Source organism: Nonomuraea sp. NPDC052634, assembly GCF_040678535.1.
Taxonomy (GTDB): Bacteria; Actinomycetota; Actinomycetes; order Streptosporangiales; family Streptosporangiaceae; genus Nonomuraea; species Nonomuraea fastidiosa.
In genome coordinates, this window is record NZ_JBFATY010000002.1 from 92,563 (window position 1) to 109,996 (window position 17,434).

A 17,434-nucleotide genomic window follows, 5' to 3' on the forward strand; every position below is an offset into this window, starting at 1 on the left:
GCCGCTCCCGCCACCCGGGTACTGACGGCCGCTCCCCGGCGCTCAGGCGCTGACGACCACTTCCAGGGTGCGGGGGCCGTGCACGCCCTCGACCCGGTTCAGCTCGATGTCGCTGGTCGCGGAGGGTCCGCTGATCCACGTCTGCGGCCGCGACGGGTCGAGCCTGGCGATCGCCTCGGGCACGCCGGGGACGATCTGGTCGGCGCGCACCACGCACAGGTGGTAGTCGGGCACCAGCGTCTGCGCCCGCGTGCCCTGCCCCGGGCCGTGGTCGAGGACGATGGTGCCGGTCTCGGCGATGGCGACGGCGCAGCCGGTGATGACGCCGTCGGCGGTGCGCAGGTCAGGCCAGCCGCCCTCGCGGTCGAAGCCCTCGGGAACGAACATCTTCCTGTCGCCCAGGCACGCGTCGATCTTGGCCGGCACCTCGGCCGCCGGTACGACGTGCACGATGGCCCGGTAGTCGTCCACCCGTTCGGCGAACAGCCGTACCAGCGCCTCCTGGTCCTCCACCTGCCGGCCGGCGCGGTAGCCGCGGGGGATCTCCACGTCGGGAGCCCCTGCCACGGCCTTGCCGATCCTGGCGAGGATCTCCTCGCGCGCGCTCACCGCTCCTCCTTCCGGTCGTGCCCGTCGCTCTCGCCGCCGCCGGTGCGCTCCCACCAGTCCCTGAACGGCTCGGCGGGGATGTCCGGCAGGTCTCTGGTGTCGGTCCACGCCGACAGCGGCCCCGGGAGCCGCTTCGGCACCAGCTTGCGCATGCGGGAGGCCGTACGCTGCGCCTTCGTCAGGAGCCGGTGGTCCTCCAGCACCCAGCCGGCCGCCCTCATGGCGGCCTTCTCCGCCGCCGCGTGCGGCGCCTTGGCGCGCAGGTCCACCAGGACCGACGGGATGTCGATGGCGACCGGGCACACCTCGTAGCAGGCGCCGCACAGGCTGGAGGCGAACGGCAGCGAGGCGTCCAGGTCCGAGTGCATGCCCCTGAGCTGCGGGGTGAGGATCGCGCCGATCGGTCCGGGATAGGGCGAGCCGTAGGAGTGACCGCCGGCGCGCTCGTAGACGGGGCACACGTTCAGGCAGGCCGAGCAGCGGATGCAGCGCAGCGCCTGGCGGCCCACCTCGTCGGCGAGCACGTCGGTGCGGCCGTTGTCGAGCAGCACCAGGTGGAACTCCTGGCCATCGACGGAGCCCGTCCACGTGCTCGTGTACGGGTTCATCCGCTCGCCGGTGGAGCTCCTGGGCAGCAGCTGCAGGAACACCTCCAGGTCGCGCCAGGTCGGCACCAGCTTCTCGATGCCGACGACGCTGATGAGCGTCTCGGGCAGCGACAGGCACATGCGACCGTTGCCCTCCGACTCCAGCACGACGAGCGTGCCGGTCTCGGCCACCATGAAGTTGGCGCCGGAGATCGCGACCTTGCTCTTGAGGAAGCGTTCGCGCAGGTGCAGCCGGGCCGCCTCGGTCAGCGCGGGCGGGTCGTCGGTGAGGTCGCGCGAGACCTCGGGCATCTTGTCGAGGAAGATCTCCCGGATCTCCGAGCGGTTGCGGTGGATCGCGGGGACCAGGATGTGGCTGGGGTAGTCGTCGCCGAGCTGCACGATCAGCTCGGCGAGGTCGGTCTCGTACGCGGTGATGCCCTCCTTGGCGAGGGCGTCGTTGAGCCCGATCTCCTGGGTGGCCATCGACTTGACCTTGACCACCTCGGTCTCGCCGGTGGCCTTGACCAGGTCGGCCACGATGCGGTTGGCCTCGGCGGCGTCCCTGGCCCAGTGGACGGTGCCGCCCGCGCTGGTCACCGCCGCCTCGAGCTGGAGCAGGTAGCGGTCGAGGTTGCGCAGGGTGTGGTCCTTGATGGCCTTGCCCGCGGCGCGCAGGTCCTGCCAGTCGGGCAGCTCATTGACGACGGAGGCGCGCTTCTCCCGGATGGTGTGGGTGGCCTTGCGGAGGTTGAAGCGAAGCTGGGCGTCCTGTACGGCTTTTTCAGACTTTTTCGGGAACGCTTGGGGCATCCCGATGAAGGTCACGCTCATTGGGACTCCTCCGTGGACGCGAGGATCTCGGCCAGATGCATGGTCCTGACGCCCGCCCGCTGGCGGCTCAGCGTGCCACCGATGTGCATCAGGCAGGAGTTGTCGGCCGCGCACAGCACCTCGGCGCCGGTGTCGAGGATGTTGCGGGTCTTGTCGGCGCCCATGGCGGCGGAGACCGACGGGTTCTTCACCGCGAACGTGCCGCCGAAGCCGCAGCACTCCTCCGCGCCCGGCAGCGGGACGAGGTCGATGCCGCGCACGTTCCGCAGCAGCCGCAGGGGGCGGTCGCCCAGGTGCAGGCCGCGCAGCGAGTGACAGGTCGGGTGGTAGGTCACCCGGTGCGGGAAGTACGCGCCGACGTCCTCGACCTTCAGCACGTCGATGAGGAACTCCGACAGCTCGTACACCTTCGGCGTGACCTCCGCGATGGCCGCCGCGCCCTTGCTGCCGGGCTTGACCAGCTTCGGGTACTGCTCGCGCACCATGGCCGCGCACGATCCCGACGGCGCCACCACGGCGTCATAGCCGGCGAAGACCTCGGTGAAGTGCCGCGCCAGCCGTACGCCCTCCGTCCGGTAGCCGGTGTTGACGTGCATCTGGCCGCAGCAGGTCTGGGCGGCGGGAAAGTCCACTTCGCAGCCGAGCCTGCGCAGCAGCGACACGACCGCCTTGCCGGTTCCGGGGAAGAGCGTGTCGTTCACGCATGTGATGAACAGTGCGACTCGCACGACTCTCCTTCCAAGGTATGGTCCGACCACATTATGGTCAGACCATAGTCGAAGACATCATTTCGGGCCAGGGAGGGCTCTTGGACGTAAGCGGCTGGCGTCCGGTCAAGCGGACGCGGACGTTCGAGGACGTGCTCGCCCAGATCGAACGGCGCATCACCGAAGACGGCCTCACCGTGGGCGACCGGCTGCCCGCCGAGCGCCAGCTCGCCGAGCAGCTCGGTGTCAGCCGCTCCTCCGTACGCGAGGCCCTGCGCGTGCTGGAGACCCTCGGCGTGGTCTCCTCCCAGGTCGGCCGGGGCCCCGACGCGGGCGCGGTGCTCACCTCGCGCCCCGACGCGGCGCTGAGCGACCTGCTGCGGCTGCATCTCGGCCTGACCGGTCTCGAGCTGCGCGAGGTCATCGACGCCCGGCTCATGATCGAGCAGTGGGCCGCCGCCCGCGCGGCCACGGCGCGGGCCGACACCTCGGCGCTGGCGGCGGCGCTGACCGGGATGGACGCGGCGGGCTCGCCCGAGCAGTTCGTGGAGCACGACACGGCCTTTCATTGCGCGATCGCGGACGCCTCGGGCAACCGGCTCGTCGCCGCCATCATGCGGTCGCTGCGCGACTCGATGCGCAAGTACTCGGTGGAGGCGGTGCGGCAGGTCATGGACACCTCGATCCTGCGCGCCGACCACGTACGCATCTTGGAGGCCATCGAGTCCGGCGACCCCGAGGAGGCGGCGAGAGCGGTCTCCGAGCACTTGGCGCACGCCTACCCCACGCTCTTCCGCTGACACTCACTCCGCCATGTCGGCCTGGCGGCAGCTCGCGCCCGAGCAGGCGACCATCGCCGACAGCCGCTGGTCCAGCCGCGACAGCAGCGACAGGTCGGCGGACATGATGAGGTTGTCGAGCTGGTAGGGGTCCTCGTCGAGGTCGTAGAGCTGCCGCTCCCCCGTCTCGTACCGCACGTACGTGTACTGCTCGGTGCGCAGCGCCTGATAGGCGGGCACCGGCGTCTGCGCGGCCGACGTCCGGTTGGCCGGGCGGACGAACTCCACCAGCACCTGTTTTCGCCACTGCGGCGGCGGCTGCCCGCGCAGCAGCGGCACCAGCGAGCGCCCCTCGGCGAACGCCGGCACGGTGGCCCCGCCCAGCTCGGCGATGGTCGGCGCGAGGTCGATCGTGGCCGTCATGTGCGCGATCGTCGCGCCCGGCTCGACGCCTGGCCCCCTCACGACGAGCGGCACCCTGATCGCCTCCTCGAACGGCGTGGTCTTGCCGTGCTTGATCCGGTGGGTGCCGAGGTGGAAGCCGTTGTCGGAGGTGAAGAAGATGTAGGTCTTGTCGAGCTTGCCGGACTCCTGCAGCGCCGACATCACCGAGCCGACCAGGTCGTCCACGCCGAGCATCGAGCGCAGCCTGGTGCGGTAGCGCTCGTCGACGGCGGCCTCCGCGCGCCGCGACAGGGGCGGCAGCATCTGCATCCACAACGGCTCGGCGCTGATGTCCTCCTGGTCGAACGACGGGGTGCGGGGCGCGGCCTCCATCGGGAACGCGTCGGCGTGCCGGTAGGCGGGATTGGCCGGATTGTGCGGGCCCACCGGGTTCAGGAAGAGGAAGAACGGCTGGTCCGAGGCCTTGATGAAGGCGCGGGCGTGACCCGCGAGCACGTCGGACAGGTAGTCCCGCTCTCCCCAGCCGTAGTCGCGCAGCGCGCCGTTCTCATTGAGGCGGTAGCCGTACTCCTCGTACAGGGCGCGTACGGGGACCCGCCAGTCGTTCCAGCCGGGCGGCACGTACGTCTCGGGCGCCGAGCCCCCCGGATAGTGGTTGAGGAACTTGCCCATGAGCGCCGTGCGGTAGCCGGCCTGCTGCATCCAGGTGCCGAGCGTGGAGCGTTCCAGGCCCAGCTCGTGGAAGCGGTGGAAGCCGCCCTCGGGCGCGGTGTTGGTCAGCACGCCGTGGCTGTGGACGTGCTGCGAGCGCAGGATCGACGAGCGGGACGGGCAGCACCAGGAGTTCGTCACGAAGTGGCGGTCGAACGAGGTGCCCTGCTCCACGAGCTGGCGGGTGATGTTCGGGAACTGCCGCAGCGTGCCGCTTTCGAGGTCGTCGGCCATGATGACGACGATGTTGGGCCGCGACTGGCTCTGGGCAACGGTGGGCTCGGCCGCCGGCAGAACAAGCAGCAGGCAGACGAGTCGACACAGGGCCTTGAGCACAGAGTGTGACTTCCCCGGAGCGTCCGTTATTGACACGTGAGGCCCGTCACGGCGGTAATAGAACTTAATTCCGGAGGTGGTCCTCGATGAAGCTCGGCTTGAACCTCGGCTACTGGCAGCGCCACGCCGACGACGCGACCGAATCGGTGCTCGCGGCCGAGCGGCTCGGCTACGACTCGGTGTGGACCGCCGAGGCGTACGGCAGCGACGTCTTCACGCCCCTCGCCTGGTACGGCGCGCGTACCAGGCGCATCAAGCTGGGCACCTCGATCGCGCAGATCTCGGCCCGTCCCCCGGTCACCACGGCGATGACCGCCATGACCCTCGACCACCTCACCGGCGGCCGGCTGCTGCTCGGCGTGGGCGCGTCGGGCCCGCAGGTCGTGGAGGGCTGGTACGGCCAGCCGTTCGCCAAGCCGCTGGCCAGGACCCGCGAGTACATCGAGATCATGCGCAAGGTCTGGCGCCGCGAGGAGCCGGTGACCAGCGAGGGACCGCACTACCCGCTGCCGCTGCCGGGCGGCCTCGGTAAGCCGCTCAAGCTCATCACGCACCCGCTGCGCCAGGACATCCCCGTCTATCTGGGCGCGGAGGGGCCGAAGAACGTCGAGCTGGCCGCCGAGGTGGCGCAGGGCTGGCTGCCGCTGTTCGCGTTCCCGGAGAAGATCGAGCAGATGTACGGCGACGCACTGTCGAAGGCCCCCGCGGACTTCGACGTGGCCGCCATGGTGCTCGTGGTGATCTCCGACGACGTGCGGGCCGCGCTCGACGGCGTCAAGACCATGCTCACCCTTTACATCGGCGGCATGGGGGCCAGGCAGCGCAACTTCCACGCCGACATCATCGGCCGCATGGGCTACGCCGAGGCCGCCGAGCACATCCAGTCGCTCTACCTGGCCGGGCGCAAGGACGAGGCGTTCCGCGCGATCCCGGACGAGCTGGCCGACGGCATCTCGCTCGTCGGCCCGCCCGGCCGGATCAAGGAACGCCTCGAACTGTGGCACCGCAGCCCGGTCACCACCCTGCTGGTGATGGGGGTGCGGGACGAGCCCTCGCTGAAGCTCGTCCGCGACCTCGTGCTCGGCTGAGCGCGTCAAAGGGCGCCGGGTCAGTCGGGGCGGGTCAGTCAGGGCGAGTCGGCCGGAGCAGGTCGGTCGGAGCGGGTCGGTCGGGGCGGGTCAGTCGGGGCGGGTCAGTCGGGGCGGGGCGCGGGGTCCATGGTGACCGCGCGCAGCAGCGGCCGGCTCATCGCGCCCGCGCCGAGCACCCCGGCGAAGCCCACGACCACGCACGCCGCCAGCGTCAGCGCGCCGGTCAGGTTGGGCTCGTCGAGCATGAACGGCGCCGCGCAGAACACGCCCGTCAGGATCGACCCGCCGCCCATCACGATCAGCGGCAGCAGCGTCTCCGACCTGCGCGCCTTGTCCAGCACCTCCAGGGGCGTGCCGGCCAGGCGCAGCAGCGCGTACGTCTGCCGCCGGTCCAGCACCGACGACATCGCGGTGATCCCCGAGCTGGTGATGGCCACCAGGAACGACACCGACAGCACCACGATCGTCCCGACCCGGATGTCGGCCACGATGTCCGTGCCGAAGCGCCGGCTGTCCTCCGGCGTGGTGGGCGTGTGGCCGGGCACGAGATCGGCCAGCGCGGTGCGCGCCCTGTCCACGGTCGCCTCGTCGGCCGAGCTGCCCAGGGCGGCGACCACGACGTCCTCGCGCCGCTCGACGGTGGCGGTCACGCCGGCCGCCCGCAGCCGCTCGCGGGCCTGCGCGGCCGCCTCGGCGGGGCTGCCGTCGGTGACGTTCACGCTGAGCTGCGGCGGCCCCGGCACCTGCTCGAACGCCGCCGGGCTGAGCAGGCCGAGGAAGCCCGCGACGAACCCGGTCAGCGCGACGCCGCTCACCGTGCGCCAGGCCGAGCGCGGGTCGTCCACAAGCCTGCGGGCCGCCAGCAGCATGGCGGGGCCGCGCGCGGTCGAAGCCGCGATCCTGCCGATCATGCCGACCACCCAGGGCCCCGCCAGGTTGATGCACAGGAACGCCACGGCGAGCGCGATCAGGATGATGGTGACGCTGGTCTGCACGCCCAGCAGGGGGAAGACGGCGAGCGAGGCGAGCAGCGCGAGCACGCGGACGAAGCGCATGGCGGGCGGCGTCTCCCGCTTGGCCACGCCGAGCGGGCTCACCACGACCCGCCGCAGCCCGACCACGGCCGACAGGCCGACCAGCAGCGGCACCGCGACCAGCACCCCGGCCAGGGTCAGCGGACCGGGCAGCAGGTCGCCGGCGAACCACGGCCCGCCCTGCATCTCGATCCGCGTGAGCAGCGGCACGGACAGCGCGTACAGGACGGCCCCCGCGATCGCGCCGCCCAGCGCGACCAGCACCGCCTCCGTGACGGTCATCGCGACGACCTGGCCGGGCGTGGCGCCGACGAGCCGCAGCGCGGCGAGCCTGCTGTCGCGCCTGGCCACCGTGAGCCGGGCCGCCGCCCCGCCGAACACCAGCAGCGGCACCACCATGAGCACGCCGGCGATGGCCGACAGCCACTGGTAGGCGACCGCGTCCTCGCTGGGCTCTCCCGCCAGGCTCGCGACCTTGACCGGCGGCTGGGACTGGACCCAGTCGTCGACGCGCTGGGCCGTCATCGCGGGCGCGTCCGGCCTCTGGCCGAAGACCGCGACCAGCTCGCCCGGGTAGACCAGGGCCTCGTCGCCGAGCACGCCCGCGCGCCCGGGATAGCGGTCGGCCAGCTCGTTCGCGGGCAGCTCGTCGGCCAGCGCGGCCAGCCCGGGCGACAGCCACACCTCGCCGGGCTTGGGGAAGCGCGGCAGGCCGGGCGGCGCCTCCGGGTTCGCGCCGTCGAGCGCGGCCAGGTCGATGACGGTGATCTTCTTGTCGCGTACGTAGTCGAAGCGCATCGCCTCGACCGCGACCGCGGCCGAGGCGGAGGCGGCGGGCACCGGGTTGCGCCAGGCGCCGCGATCGGCCCTGGCCTGGAACGCGAGGTTGGCCGCCACCACGAACAGCAGCAGCGCCGTCGCCATCGCCACCGCCCCGAACGTCAGCCAGGTGCCGAGCATCCCCCTGCGCCCGCCACCCTTGATCAGTCGCCAGGTGAGATCGAGGTTCACGCCATCGCTCCGCTCTGCAGCAGGCGGCCGTCGCGCACCTCGACCGTGCGGTCGCACCAGGAGGCCACGTTGGGGTCGTGGGTGACGACGAGCAGGCTGGCGCCGTTGTGCTTGGTCGCCTCCACCAGCAGCCGCATGGTCTCCTGGCCGGTCCGCTGGTCGAGCGATCCGGTGGGCTCGTCGGCGAAGACCACCGCCGGCTTGGTGACCAGGGCCCTGGCGATGGCCACCCGCTGCGCCTGGCCGCCGGACAGCTCGCCGGGCCGCCTGACCTCCATGCCCTGCAGGCCGAGCGGCGGGAACCACTCGCGGGCCTGGCTCACCGCCTGCGCCCGTGACACGCCGCCCAGCATCAGCGGCAGGGCCACGTTCTCGTCGGCGGGCAGTTCGGGCAGGAGCTGACCGAACTGGAAGACGAAGCCGAAGCGGGTGCGCCGCAGGGCGCTGCGCTTGCGCTCGCCGAGGGTGTCGATGCGCTGGCCGAGCAGGTGCACCTCACCGCTGTCCGGCTTCATGATCCCGGCCAGGCAGTGCAGCAGGGTGGACTTGCCGGACCCGCTCGGACCCATGATCGCCACCGCTTCGCCCGCCTGCACCGTGATGTCCACGCCGGCCAGGGCCGTCGTCTGCCCGAACCGCTTCGTCAAGGCCCGTCCAACAAGTACCTCGTTCATAAGGTCAAGCCTTCCGCGAAGGCCGGTGCCCGGGGATCGGCCGTGCGTCCATTCCTGCATCGGCCGAACGGCCGATCCTTAGAGTTGACGACGTGACTATTCGGGTTCTCATCGCCGACGACCAACAATTGGTGCGAACCGGCTTTCAGATGATTTTGGACGCACAACCAGACATAGAGGTCGTGGCCGCCGTCGCCGACGGAGCCGAGGCGGTGGCCGAGGCCAGGAGGCTGCGCCCCGACGTGTGCCTGCTCGACATCCGGATGCCCAAGCTCGATGGGCTGGAGGTGACCAGGCTGCTGGCCGGGCCGGGCGTGGAGAACCCGCTGCGGGTCGTCATCGTCACCACGTTCGACCTCGACGAGTACGTCTACGGCGCGCTCCGCTCAGGGGCCACCGGCTTCCTGCTCAAGGACAGCGGCCCCACGCTGCTCGTGGAGGCGGTCAGGGCCGCCGCCGTGGGCGACGCGCTGGTGTCGCCGTCGGTGACCGTACGGCTGCTGCAGCACCTGGCCAAGCCCCGGCAGCCCGCCCTGCCGCCGGGCGCCGAGCCGCTGACCGAGCGCGAGCTGGACGTCGTACGCCTGGTGGCCAGGGGAAAGACGAACAAGGAGGTGGCCGCCGAGCTGTTCGTGTCGCTGTCGACGGTCAAGACGCACCTGGGGAGCATCCAGGCCAAGCTCGGCGTGCGCAACAGGGTCGGAATCGCGGCTTGGGCGTGGGAATCCGGCGTGGTGAGCTGATTAACAGCGGGGCTCCCGGGATACAAGTGAATCAGAACCTCAGCGCATGGCCCGGGGGGAGAACAACGTGCGCTACACCCAGGCATCACCCACCAGAGCCGCTGCCGCCGTCTACGTGACGCTGACCGCCCAGGTACTCTCCCTCGCCGCCCTCGTGATCTTCGAAATGACCCGCGGCCGCGACCTCGCCGCGCGGCTCGCCGCGTTCGGCGGCCGCCCCCAGGGCGCCGACGCCGAGGCGGTGGTGGGCGCGGTGACCGCGTTCGCGGTGCTGATGATGCTGGTGGCGGGCACCACGCTGGCCGCGGCGGCCTCCTACCTGACCTGGCTGGTACGTGCCAGGCGGGCCAACGACCGCTCGGCCGCGACCGGCCCGGTGGCGGCGGCCTGGCTGATCCCGTTCGTCAACCTCGCCGCCCCCGCGGTGCTGGTGGACCAGGTGTGGCGGGGCGCCCGCCCGCCGGCCGGCCGCCGCGGCAGGTGGCTCGCGCTGCTGGCGGCGTGGTGGCTGAGCTGGCTGGCCACGCTGGCGCTGGTGACGATCCGGGTGCCGCTCGGCTCCTCGGCGGGCGACCTGACCGGGGTGGGCGTGCCGGAGCTGGGCTGCGCGGCGGTGGCGGCGGTGCTGTGCGCCGCCACGGTGCACGAGCTGACCGGGCTGCAGCGGGCCGCCCGCACGACCTGGTCCGCGGAGCCGTCCGCCCCGCGGACCCAGGCGCAGCCCGTGGCCCCGGCCCAGCCAGTGGTCCCCGCCCAGCCCGTGGTCCCGGCCCAGCCGGTGGCCTCAGCGCAACCGGTGGCCTCCGCGCAGCCGATGGTGCCGGCGCAGCCGCAGTCCTCGCCGCAGGACGCCGCCCAGAGCGCGCCCCAGACGCCGCTGCAGGCCCCGCTTCAGGCGCCACCCCAGACGCAGCCGCAGACGGGCTGAGCGGCCCCAGGCTGAGCGGCTCCGGCTGAGCAGCTCCGGGCCTCCGGGCGGCTCCGGGCCTCCGGGCGGCTCCGGGCCGCCGGGCGGCTTCAGGGCTCAGGCTCAGGCGGGTCGAGCGGCCCCCGTGCGACTCCGAACGTCTCCTCAAGGCTCTTGAGGGCTCAGGCGGCCGTCGGGCCCGAGCTGCCCGGGCTGGCGTGCCAGAGCCGCCTCGGCGGGTTCGCGGTGGCGGGCGGGGCGAGGTCGGAGTAGGGCGACAGGCGGAAGCCGTTGGCGTACTCGATCGGGCGCCCACCGACGCCGCCCGCCGCCTCCTCGGGAGCACGGTCGATGACGGCGCGCACCGCCTCGATGCCCCGCGAGCGCCACAGCGCGTCGAGGTCGGCCAGGTTCCAGCAGTCGAGCGCCCGCATCGTCACCGCCCGCGCGCCCGTGCGCCTGACCACGCCTCTGGCCAGCATCAGCCACGAGCCGAACACGATCGACGCGCACCGGCCCTGCACCGACTCGAAGAACGTCAGGTCGATCGGCCCGGTCGAGTCGTCGAGCGTGGTGAAGATGATCCGCTGGCCCGAGCGGATGGCCGGCGTCTGGGTGGCCACCTTGACCCCCGCGACCAGGATCTCCGCGCCGTTGCGCTGGCGGAGCAGGTCTTTGGAACGTACCACTCCGAGCGCGTCGAGCAGCTCCTCGTGGAAGCTGATGACGTGGCGGCTGACGTCGATGCCGAGGATCTCCAGCTCGGCCTCGACCATCTCCGTCTCGGTCATCTCGGGCAGCTCCCCCGGCGGCAGCCTCTCGCTGAACCCGAGCGGAAGCTGCACCGCCGGCGGAGCCGCGTCCTTGGCCGACGCACCCTGGGACATCGGGGACATGTGGGAGCTGCGGGAGCTGCGGGAGCTGTGGGAGCTGTAGCGCCGGGACTTGCGCGGGCCCGCCTGCACCCCGATGGCCGACGCGCGGTCGAGCGCGCCCACCTGGGCGATCAGGTCGCGGCGGGTCAGCTCGCCCGGCCGCCAGCGCGGGCCGCCGGGGCGCAGGCCGTGGAGCGCGTCGAGGCCGCCGACCTGGACGATCCGCTCGATCGTGGGCCGCGAGGGCCGCGCGCGGTCCCAGAAGTCGGCCAGCGACGTGTACGGCTGCCCCGCCACCATCCGCTCGACCTCGGCCTCGCTCACGCCCTTTATGGCCGAGAACGGCACGCGCAGCGCGTACCCCTTGCCGATGTCGCCGATCCTGAACTCCCTGCGCACCCGCGAGCCGCCGCCCTCCAGCTCGGACGGCCGCACCCGCACCTGGACGCGCGGCCCGAGCCGCTCGACCTGCCAGTGCCTGCCCGACTTGTTGATGTCGAGCGGCAGGATCCGCACCCCGCACTGCCTGGCCTCGTCGATGATGACGCGCGGCGGGTACATGCCGGGCTCGTGCGTGAGCACCCCGGCGAAGAACGCCGCCGTGTGGTGCCGTTTGAGCCAGGCCGACTGGTAGGTGGGCAGCGCGAACGCCGCCGCGTGCGCCTTGCAGAACCCGAACGAGCCGAACGCGTCGAGCACCTGCCAGGCGCGCTCCACGGCCGCGTCGTCGAACCCGTTGGCCCTGGCCAGCGGCACGAACGCGCGGCGCACCCGCTCGCGGCCCTCCGGCGTGTCGAGCGTGCGGCGCAGCTTCTCGGCGTAGGACAGGTCGCGCCCGGTCATCACCGAGATGATCTTCAGCACCTGCTCGTGGAACACCACCACGCCGTGGGTCTCCTTCAGCGCCTCGCGCAGGCTCTCGTGCGGGTAGTACGGCTTCCGCCAGCCGCCCCTGGCCTCCAGGTAGGGGGTGACCATGTCGGAGTTGACCGGGCCGGGGCGGAACAGCGAGATGTCCACGATCAGGTCGTGCATCTTGCGCGGCTCCAGCTTGGCGACCAGCTCGCGCTGGCCCGGCGACTCGATCTGGAAGCAGCCGAGGGTGCGGGCGGCGCAGATCATGTCGTAGGTGTCCTGGTCGTCGTGGGGGACGTACTGGACGTCGGGGCGTTCGGGGCCGTGCTGGGTGTCCAGCTCGACCGTGATGCCGTCCACCCGCTTGATCTCGCTCAGCGCGTACGCCAGGGCCGACTGCATCCGCACGCCCAGCACGTCGAGCTTGAGCAGCCCGGCCTCCTCCACGTCGTCCTTGTCGAACTGCGACATCGGGAACTCCAGCAGGCTGCGCTCCACCGGCGTGCGGTCGCGCAGGCCGGCGTTGCCGATGAGCACGCCGCACGGGTGCAGCGCGATGTGCCTGGGCAGCCCGTCGAGCCTCTCCGCCAGCCGGAACACCCGGTCGAGCCCCGCGTCGCCGAGCCGGCTCTCGCGCAGCTCGGGCAGGTCGCGCAGGGAGGCGGTGATCTGCTTGGCCCTGATGTGCGGGAACGCCTTGGCGATGGCGTCGATCTCGTGTGGCGGCAGGCCCATCGCTCCCCCGACGTCGCGGATGGCGCTGCGGGCGCGGTAGGTCTCCATCATGGACACGCAGGCCACCCTGGACTCGCCGTAACGCTCGAAGATGGCCTGGTAGCACTCCAGACGGCGGGCCGACTCGACGTCCACATCGATGTCGGGCAGCCCGATGCGGCCCTCCGACAGGAAGCGCTCCATGAGCAGGCCGTGGTCGAGCGGGTTCACCTCGCCGATGCCGATGAGGTAGTTGACCAGGCTGCCCGCGCCCGAACCGCGGATCGCGCAGCGGATGCCCATGTCGCGGATCATGTCGGTGATGCCGGCCACCGCGATGAAGTAGCCCGACAGGCGCTTGCGCTCGATGATGGCGAGCTCGTCGTCCAGCCGCCGCCTGGCCTCGGCCGAGCGGTCGAGGCCGCGCCTGTGCAGGCCGTCCTCGACCCGGTTGCGCAGCAGCGGCACCGGGTCGCGGCCGATCTCCGGCAGGTGCAGGGCGGGCGGGTCGTTGCGCAGCGCCAGCACGTCGAGCGGGTCCATCGCGCACGCCTCGGCCAGCAGCCTCGTGGTGCGCAGCAGGCGGACCATCCGCTCCTGGTCGCCCGCGCACACCTTGGCCGCCACCTGAAGCATCTCCTTGGTGCCCTTGAGGTAGGCGTGTGAGGTCGTGCGGTCGAGGTGGCGCGGGTGCAGCGGGACGAGCTGGCGGGCCGCGTCGAGCACGTCGCCCACCTGGTGGTCGGCGGGGTCGAGGTAGCGCACGGCGTTGGTCAGCACGGCCGGCACGTCCATCGACTCGGCCAGGCCGAGCATGCGCACGGCCGTGGTGGCGTCGCGGAAGCCGTACTGGTCGACCAGCTCGATCACCACGCCGGGCACGGCGGCGCGCCACTGCCCGAGCAGCGCGCGCGCGTGCTCGTCGCGCCGCTCCGCCACCGCGCGGCCCACGTCGGAGCGGGGGCCGAGCAGCACCACGAGGCCGTCCTCCGCGCCGAACCCCGGCGTCTCCCTGCCGCCCGCCCACTCGGCGATCAGCTCGCGGGTCACCTTCGGCGCGCCGCGCTCGCCCGCGAAGTGTGCGGCCGTGACCAGGCGGCACAGCCGCGCCCAGCCCTTGCCGCGGGCCAGCACCGTGACGCGGTCTTCGGCGTCGGGACCGGTGCGCGGGCGGGGCGTGCGGATGCCGGGCGCCCTGACGGCCACTGTGGCGGGCGCTGTGGCGGGCCCTGTGGCGGGCCCTGTGGCGGGCGCTGTGGCGAGCCCTGTGGCGGGCGCTGTGGCGGGCGCGTCGAGCGCCAGGTTCACGCCGATGACCGGCGCGATCCCGGCGTCGGCGCACGCCTGCACGTGCTTCATCGCGCCGTAGAGACCGTCGCGGTCGGTCAGCGCCAGGATGTCCATGCCGTACTCGGCCGCCCGGCTCACCAGCGCTCGCGGAAACGCCGTGCCGTAGCGCATCGAGTAGGCGGAGCACACGTGGAGGTGTGGGAACGGGGGCGCCATCAGTCCCACGCCCTCAGCAGCAGCCAGCCGTTGCCGGCGGTGTCGTAACGCAGCTCGTAGGAGCCCACCTCGCGGCCCGGGCTCGCCTCCACCCGCCAGAACTGACGCTCGCCGGGATCGGCCTCGCTGGTCTTCCACCACTCGCGTGCGACCACCCAGTGGTCGAGCACGCGGCGGACGAGGTAGAGCCGGTCACGCCAGACGAACTGAGTCGGCTCCCCGTCTCGGGTCCACACCTCTATCGGATCGCCATAGAGTCTGCTCAAGACGCTTCTCCCCGCGGCTCTGGTGCCTGTGCTGAGCCACCCGGGGGAAGACGGGCGCTTATGACTCGAACATATGTTCTCCCGGCTCGAAACGCAAGTCGCCCGCATGCCTTGCGAGCCGGTTCGCGCCGATCGGGTTTCTGCTGCTGAAGACCGCGCTGCCAGGGCGGTGACGATCGCGGGACCGGACCGCGGGCCGCCGTCGCCGCGCTCGGCATGCGGCCGCATCGGGCGCTGAGTCCCGTCATGCGCCGAGGCGTGCGGGGCCTCCGACGGCGTACGCCGCGTGTCGGGGCGCAGAACTGCGACGATGACGCCTGTATCGGTAAGCTTGCGCGGCGTGAGCGGTGAAACCTCCCACATCGGGCGCTACAGACTGCTAAGCGTGCTGGGGCGAGGTGGGATGGGCACGGTCCACCTCGCCGAAGATCCCACGGGCCAGAAGGTCGCCATCAAGGTGATCAACCCTGAGCTCAGCCAGCACGAGCAGTTCCGGGCGCGCTTTCGCCGGGAGGCGGACGCGGCGCAGCGCGTGCGCAGGTTCTGCACGGCCGCCGTACTCGACGCCGCGCTCGAGGGCAACCAGCTCTACGTGGTCACCGAGTACGTCCCGGGCCCCAACCTCGACGAGGCCGTACGCCAGTCGGGCCCGCTGCGCGGCTCCAGCCTCGACGCGCTGGCCGTCAGCGTGGCCACCGCGCTCACCGCGATCCACGCGGCGGGGGTCGTCCACCGCGACCTGAAGCCGTCCAACGTGCTGCTGTCGCCGGTCGGCCCGCGCGTGATCGACTTCGGCATCGCCAGGGCGCTCGACACGATCGGCGGCGTCACCGGCACCGGCGAGGTCATCGGCACGCCCCGCTACATGGCGCCCGAGGTGCTGCGCGGCGACCCGGTCTCGCCGGCCTGCGACGTGTTCTCGTGGGGCTGCCTGGTGGCGTTCGCGGCCAGCGGGCGGGCGCCGTTCGGCGGCGACACGCTGCCGGCCATGGTCTACCAGGTGCTCAACACCGAGCCGAACCTCGACGCCATCGACCCCGGCCTGCGCGAGCTGGTCGCGGCGGCGCTGAACAAGGACCCGGCCAAGCGGCCCACCGCGCAGCAGCTCCTCGACCAGCTCGTGGGCCGGTCGGCGGCGCCCGAGCAGGCGGCGCACACCGTACAGGTGGCCTGGCAGCAGTCCACCGCCCCGTACACGATCCCTCCCACGGGAGGCGGCGATCGCGCGCGGCGCGGCAGGCTGTACGCGGGGCTGGCCGCCGCCGCGGCGGTCGTGGTCGCGGCCGGGGTGGGCGCGTGGGCGCTGTTCGGCCCCAGCGGGCCGCCCGACAACCTGGGGCTGCTGTACCAGGAGGACTTCACGCAGACGACGGGCGGCTGGAGCGGCACCTACGACCCGGAGAGCCCGGGGAGCGTCGGCTACCGGCCCGACGGCACGTACGGCATCGACGCCGAGCCCGACTACGAGGAGCGGTGGGCCAAGGCGCCCGTCCCCTTCCTGTTCTACAAGCCGACGCAGTCACCCGACCCGTCGGCGAGCCCGACGCCGATGCTGCCCGAATCGGTCGTCATGTCGGTCACCGCCGACGTCAAGAGGTCCGTCGGCACCGGCGAGTACGGCCTCTACTGTCACAACTCCGAAGACGGCGAGAACTACTACGAGTTCATCCTCGACACCAAGGGCAACGCCCGCATCCGGCGCATCGTCGACGGCTCCGGCGGCGTGATCGCCCAGCCCGTGAAGGTGGACGCGCTGCCCGGCAAGGCGCGGATCACCGTGGCGTGCGAGCAGAGCGGCAAGACCGTGCGGCTGTCGATGTGGGTCAACGACGAGCTCGTCCAGGAGGTCGAGGACCCGAACGGGATCGGCAACGGCTCGCTCGGGTTGTTCGCGCGCACGCCTAAGGATGACCGGTCGGTGGTGCGTACCACCTGGGACGACTTCGAGCTGCGCGGCAACCTGGAGCGCTGACCCTCCCCTCGCTGCGGCGCGGGTGCACCTTCGCCGGACGCCCGCGTCCGCGAGCCCTGCCGCGAACGCCCGTATCAGCCAGCGCCCGGACGGACGACGGCTTTCACGAGCGTCCGACGGGCGGACAGCGGCTTTCATGGGCCGTCCGACGGGCGGACGGCGCGAGAGACCGCCCAACGAACGGACGGCGCATGAGACCGCCCGACATGGACGCGGGGCTCAGAGGACGCCGGCGCGGGCGGCGGCGAGTGCGGCGTCGGCTGCGCGGTTCGCGTCGTCCTCGGTGACCGGCTCGTGGGCGACGAACAGCCGGTAGTAGACGGGCGCGACCGCCACCCTGATCACCTCTCGGGGATCGACGACGTCGGGCAGCTCGCCACGCTCGATCGCCCGGCGCACGACGTCGGCCGACTGCTCGTTGCGCGAGACGAGGAAATCGTGCAGCGAACGGGCGGCCGCCTCGTTCTGCACGGCGGCGGCCACGAAGGCCGACGACACCGGCCCCAGCTCGGGATCGGCGAACCCGGACCGGACGAGCTGGACGATCCCCCGCAGGTCGCCTTCGATCGAGCCCGTGTCGGGGATGGGCCACGGCTCGTCGGCGGCGAGCTCGAGCGCGTCGGCGATGAGTCCTTCGACTCCGCCCCAGCGCCGGTAGACGGTCGTCTTGTGCACGCCTGAACGCTCCGCCACGCGCTCGACGGTCAGGCCGCTGTAGCCGTGTTCCGCCAGCTCGGCGAGTGTCGCCTGGCGCACGGCCATGCGTACGCGGGCGCTGCGCCCACCGGGGCGCTTCATGGGCTCTTTGTGCTCCAAAA

Annotated in this window: 14 protein-coding genes; 5 read left to right on the forward strand and 9 right to left on the reverse strand. The window is 72.2% G+C overall.

The genetic code is table 11. From position 1 onward, the window contains the following. Window positions 1-42: 42 nt before the first annotated feature. Genes AB0K67_RS13085 through AB0K67_RS13095 form a run of 3 tightly spaced genes read right to left on the reverse strand, consistent with a single transcriptional unit; the run spans window position 43 to window position 2,758 of the window. Window positions 43-609, reverse strand: a complete 567-nt coding sequence (locus AB0K67_RS13085) for an LUD domain-containing protein (protein ID WP_364057879.1) — start codon at window positions 607-609, stop codon at window positions 43-45. Further along, window positions 606-2,030 (reverse strand): lactate utilization protein B, encoded by a 1,425-nt coding sequence (locus AB0K67_RS13090; RefSeq protein WP_364057882.1) that lies wholly within the window; start codon window positions 2,028-2,030, stop codon window positions 606-608. The genes AB0K67_RS13085 and AB0K67_RS13090 overlap by 4 nt, the downstream gene beginning before the upstream one ends. Continuing rightward, window positions 2,027-2,758, reverse strand: coding sequence for a (Fe-S)-binding protein (locus tag AB0K67_RS13095; protein ID WP_364057885.1), 732 nt, complete (start codon window positions 2,756-2,758; stop codon window positions 2,027-2,029). The genes AB0K67_RS13090 and AB0K67_RS13095 overlap by 4 nt, the downstream gene beginning before the upstream one ends. Window positions 2,759-2,838: 80 nt before the next feature. Here AB0K67_RS13095 and AB0K67_RS13100 point away from each other — a divergent pair, with 80 nt between their 5' ends. Next, window positions 2,839-3,537, forward strand: a complete 699-nt coding sequence (locus AB0K67_RS13100; RefSeq protein WP_364057888.1) for a FadR/GntR family transcriptional regulator — start codon at window positions 2,839-2,841, stop codon at window positions 3,535-3,537. Window positions 3,538-3,540: 3 nt separating this feature from the next. Here the strand turns inward: AB0K67_RS13100 and AB0K67_RS13105 are convergent, their stop codons facing one another. Then, a complete protein-coding gene (locus AB0K67_RS13105) occupies window positions 3,541-4,968 on the reverse strand; it encodes a sulfatase (protein ID WP_364057891.1) in 1,428 nt (475 codons plus the stop codon). An 86-nt stretch (window positions 4,969-5,054) separates the two neighbouring features. Between AB0K67_RS13105 and AB0K67_RS13110 the strand changes: the two genes are divergently transcribed. Continuing rightward, window positions 5,055-6,056 (forward strand): LLM class F420-dependent oxidoreductase, encoded by a 1,002-nt coding sequence (locus AB0K67_RS13110; protein ID WP_364057894.1) that lies wholly within the window; start codon window positions 5,055-5,057, stop codon window positions 6,054-6,056. Window positions 6,057-6,160: 104 nt separating this feature from the next. On the opposite strand, the gene AB0K67_RS13115 is transcribed toward AB0K67_RS13110, so the two are convergent. Continuing rightward, window positions 6,161-8,104, reverse strand: coding sequence for an FtsX-like permease family protein (locus AB0K67_RS13115; protein ID WP_364057897.1), 1,944 nt, complete (start codon window positions 8,102-8,104; stop codon window positions 6,161-6,163). Then, on the reverse strand, window positions 8,101-8,778 hold the full coding sequence (locus AB0K67_RS13120) for an ABC transporter ATP-binding protein (RefSeq protein WP_364057900.1): 678 nt from the start codon (window positions 8,776-8,778) through the stop codon (window positions 8,101-8,103). Before AB0K67_RS13120 ends, AB0K67_RS13115 begins: the two co-directional genes overlap by 4 nt. A gap of 92 nt (window positions 8,779-8,870) precedes the next feature. Here AB0K67_RS13120 and AB0K67_RS13125 point away from each other — a divergent pair, with 92 nt between their 5' ends. Together AB0K67_RS13125 and AB0K67_RS13130 are read left to right on the forward strand one after the other, a co-directional pair. Further along, window positions 8,871-9,521, forward strand: a complete 651-nt coding sequence (locus tag AB0K67_RS13125) for a response regulator transcription factor (protein WP_364057903.1) — start codon at window positions 8,871-8,873, stop codon at window positions 9,519-9,521. A gap of 46 nt (window positions 9,522-9,567) precedes the next feature. Further along, entirely contained in the window at window positions 9,568-10,449 is an 882-nt protein-coding gene (locus AB0K67_RS13130; RefSeq protein ID WP_364057906.1) for a DUF4328 domain-containing protein, read from the forward strand. A 161-nt stretch (window positions 10,450-10,610) separates the two neighbouring features. On the opposite strand, the gene dnaE is transcribed toward AB0K67_RS13130, so the two are convergent. Both dnaE and AB0K67_RS13140 read right to left on the reverse strand, forming a co-directional pair. Then, complete coding sequence (gene dnaE, locus AB0K67_RS13135; protein WP_364057909.1) at window positions 10,611-14,378, reverse strand: DNA polymerase III subunit alpha; 3,768 nt, start codon at window positions 14,376-14,378, stop codon at window positions 10,611-10,613. After that, the gene (locus AB0K67_RS13140) at window positions 14,378-14,644 is read right to left on the reverse strand and encodes a DUF6504 family protein (RefSeq protein ID WP_364057912.1); all 267 of its coding nucleotides are present in this window, start codon (window positions 14,642-14,644) and stop codon (window positions 14,378-14,380) included. The genes dnaE and AB0K67_RS13140 overlap by 1 nt, the downstream gene beginning before the upstream one ends. A gap of 310 nt (window positions 14,645-14,954) precedes the next feature. Between AB0K67_RS13140 and AB0K67_RS13145 the strand changes: the two genes are divergently transcribed. After that, the gene (locus AB0K67_RS13145; protein ID WP_364057915.1) at window positions 14,955-16,616 is read left to right on the forward strand and encodes a serine/threonine-protein kinase; all 1,662 of its coding nucleotides are present in this window, start codon (window positions 14,955-14,957) and stop codon (window positions 16,614-16,616) included. A 219-nt stretch (window positions 16,617-16,835) separates the two neighbouring features. Here the strand turns inward: AB0K67_RS13145 and AB0K67_RS13150 are convergent, their stop codons facing one another. Next, window positions 16,836-17,414 (reverse strand): TetR/AcrR family transcriptional regulator, encoded by a 579-nt coding sequence (locus tag AB0K67_RS13150; protein WP_364057918.1) that lies wholly within the window; start codon window positions 17,412-17,414, stop codon window positions 16,836-16,838. Between the last annotated feature and the right edge of the window lie 20 nt (window positions 17,415-17,434).

Excerpts from the sequence above, each read along its gene's own strand:
- AB0K67_RS13110 (WP_364057894.1), top strand. The coding sequence starts at position 5,055 with ATGAAGCTCGGCTTGAACCTCGGCTACTGGCAGCGCCACGCCGACGAC.
- AB0K67_RS13145 (WP_364057915.1), top strand. The coding sequence starts at position 14,955 with ATGACGCCTGTATCGGTAAGCTTGCGCGGCGTGAGCGGTGAAACCTCC.
- AB0K67_RS13150 (WP_364057918.1), bottom strand. The coding sequence starts at position 17,414 with ATGAAGCGCCCCGGTGGGCGCAGCGCCCGCGTACGCATGGCCGTGCGC.
- AB0K67_RS13120 (WP_364057900.1), bottom strand. The coding sequence starts at position 8,778 with ATGAACGAGGTACTTGTTGGACGGGCCTTGACGAAGCGGTTCGGGCAG.
- dnaE (WP_364057909.1), bottom strand. The coding sequence starts at position 14,378 with ATGGCGCCCCCGTTCCCACACCTCCACGTGTGCTCCGCCTACTCGATG.
- AB0K67_RS13090 (WP_364057882.1), bottom strand. The coding sequence starts at position 2,030 with ATGAGCGTGACCTTCATCGGGATGCCCCAAGCGTTCCCGAAAAAGTCT.
- AB0K67_RS13130 (WP_364057906.1), top strand. The coding sequence starts at position 9,568 with ATGGCCCGGGGGGAGAACAACGTGCGCTACACCCAGGCATCACCCACC.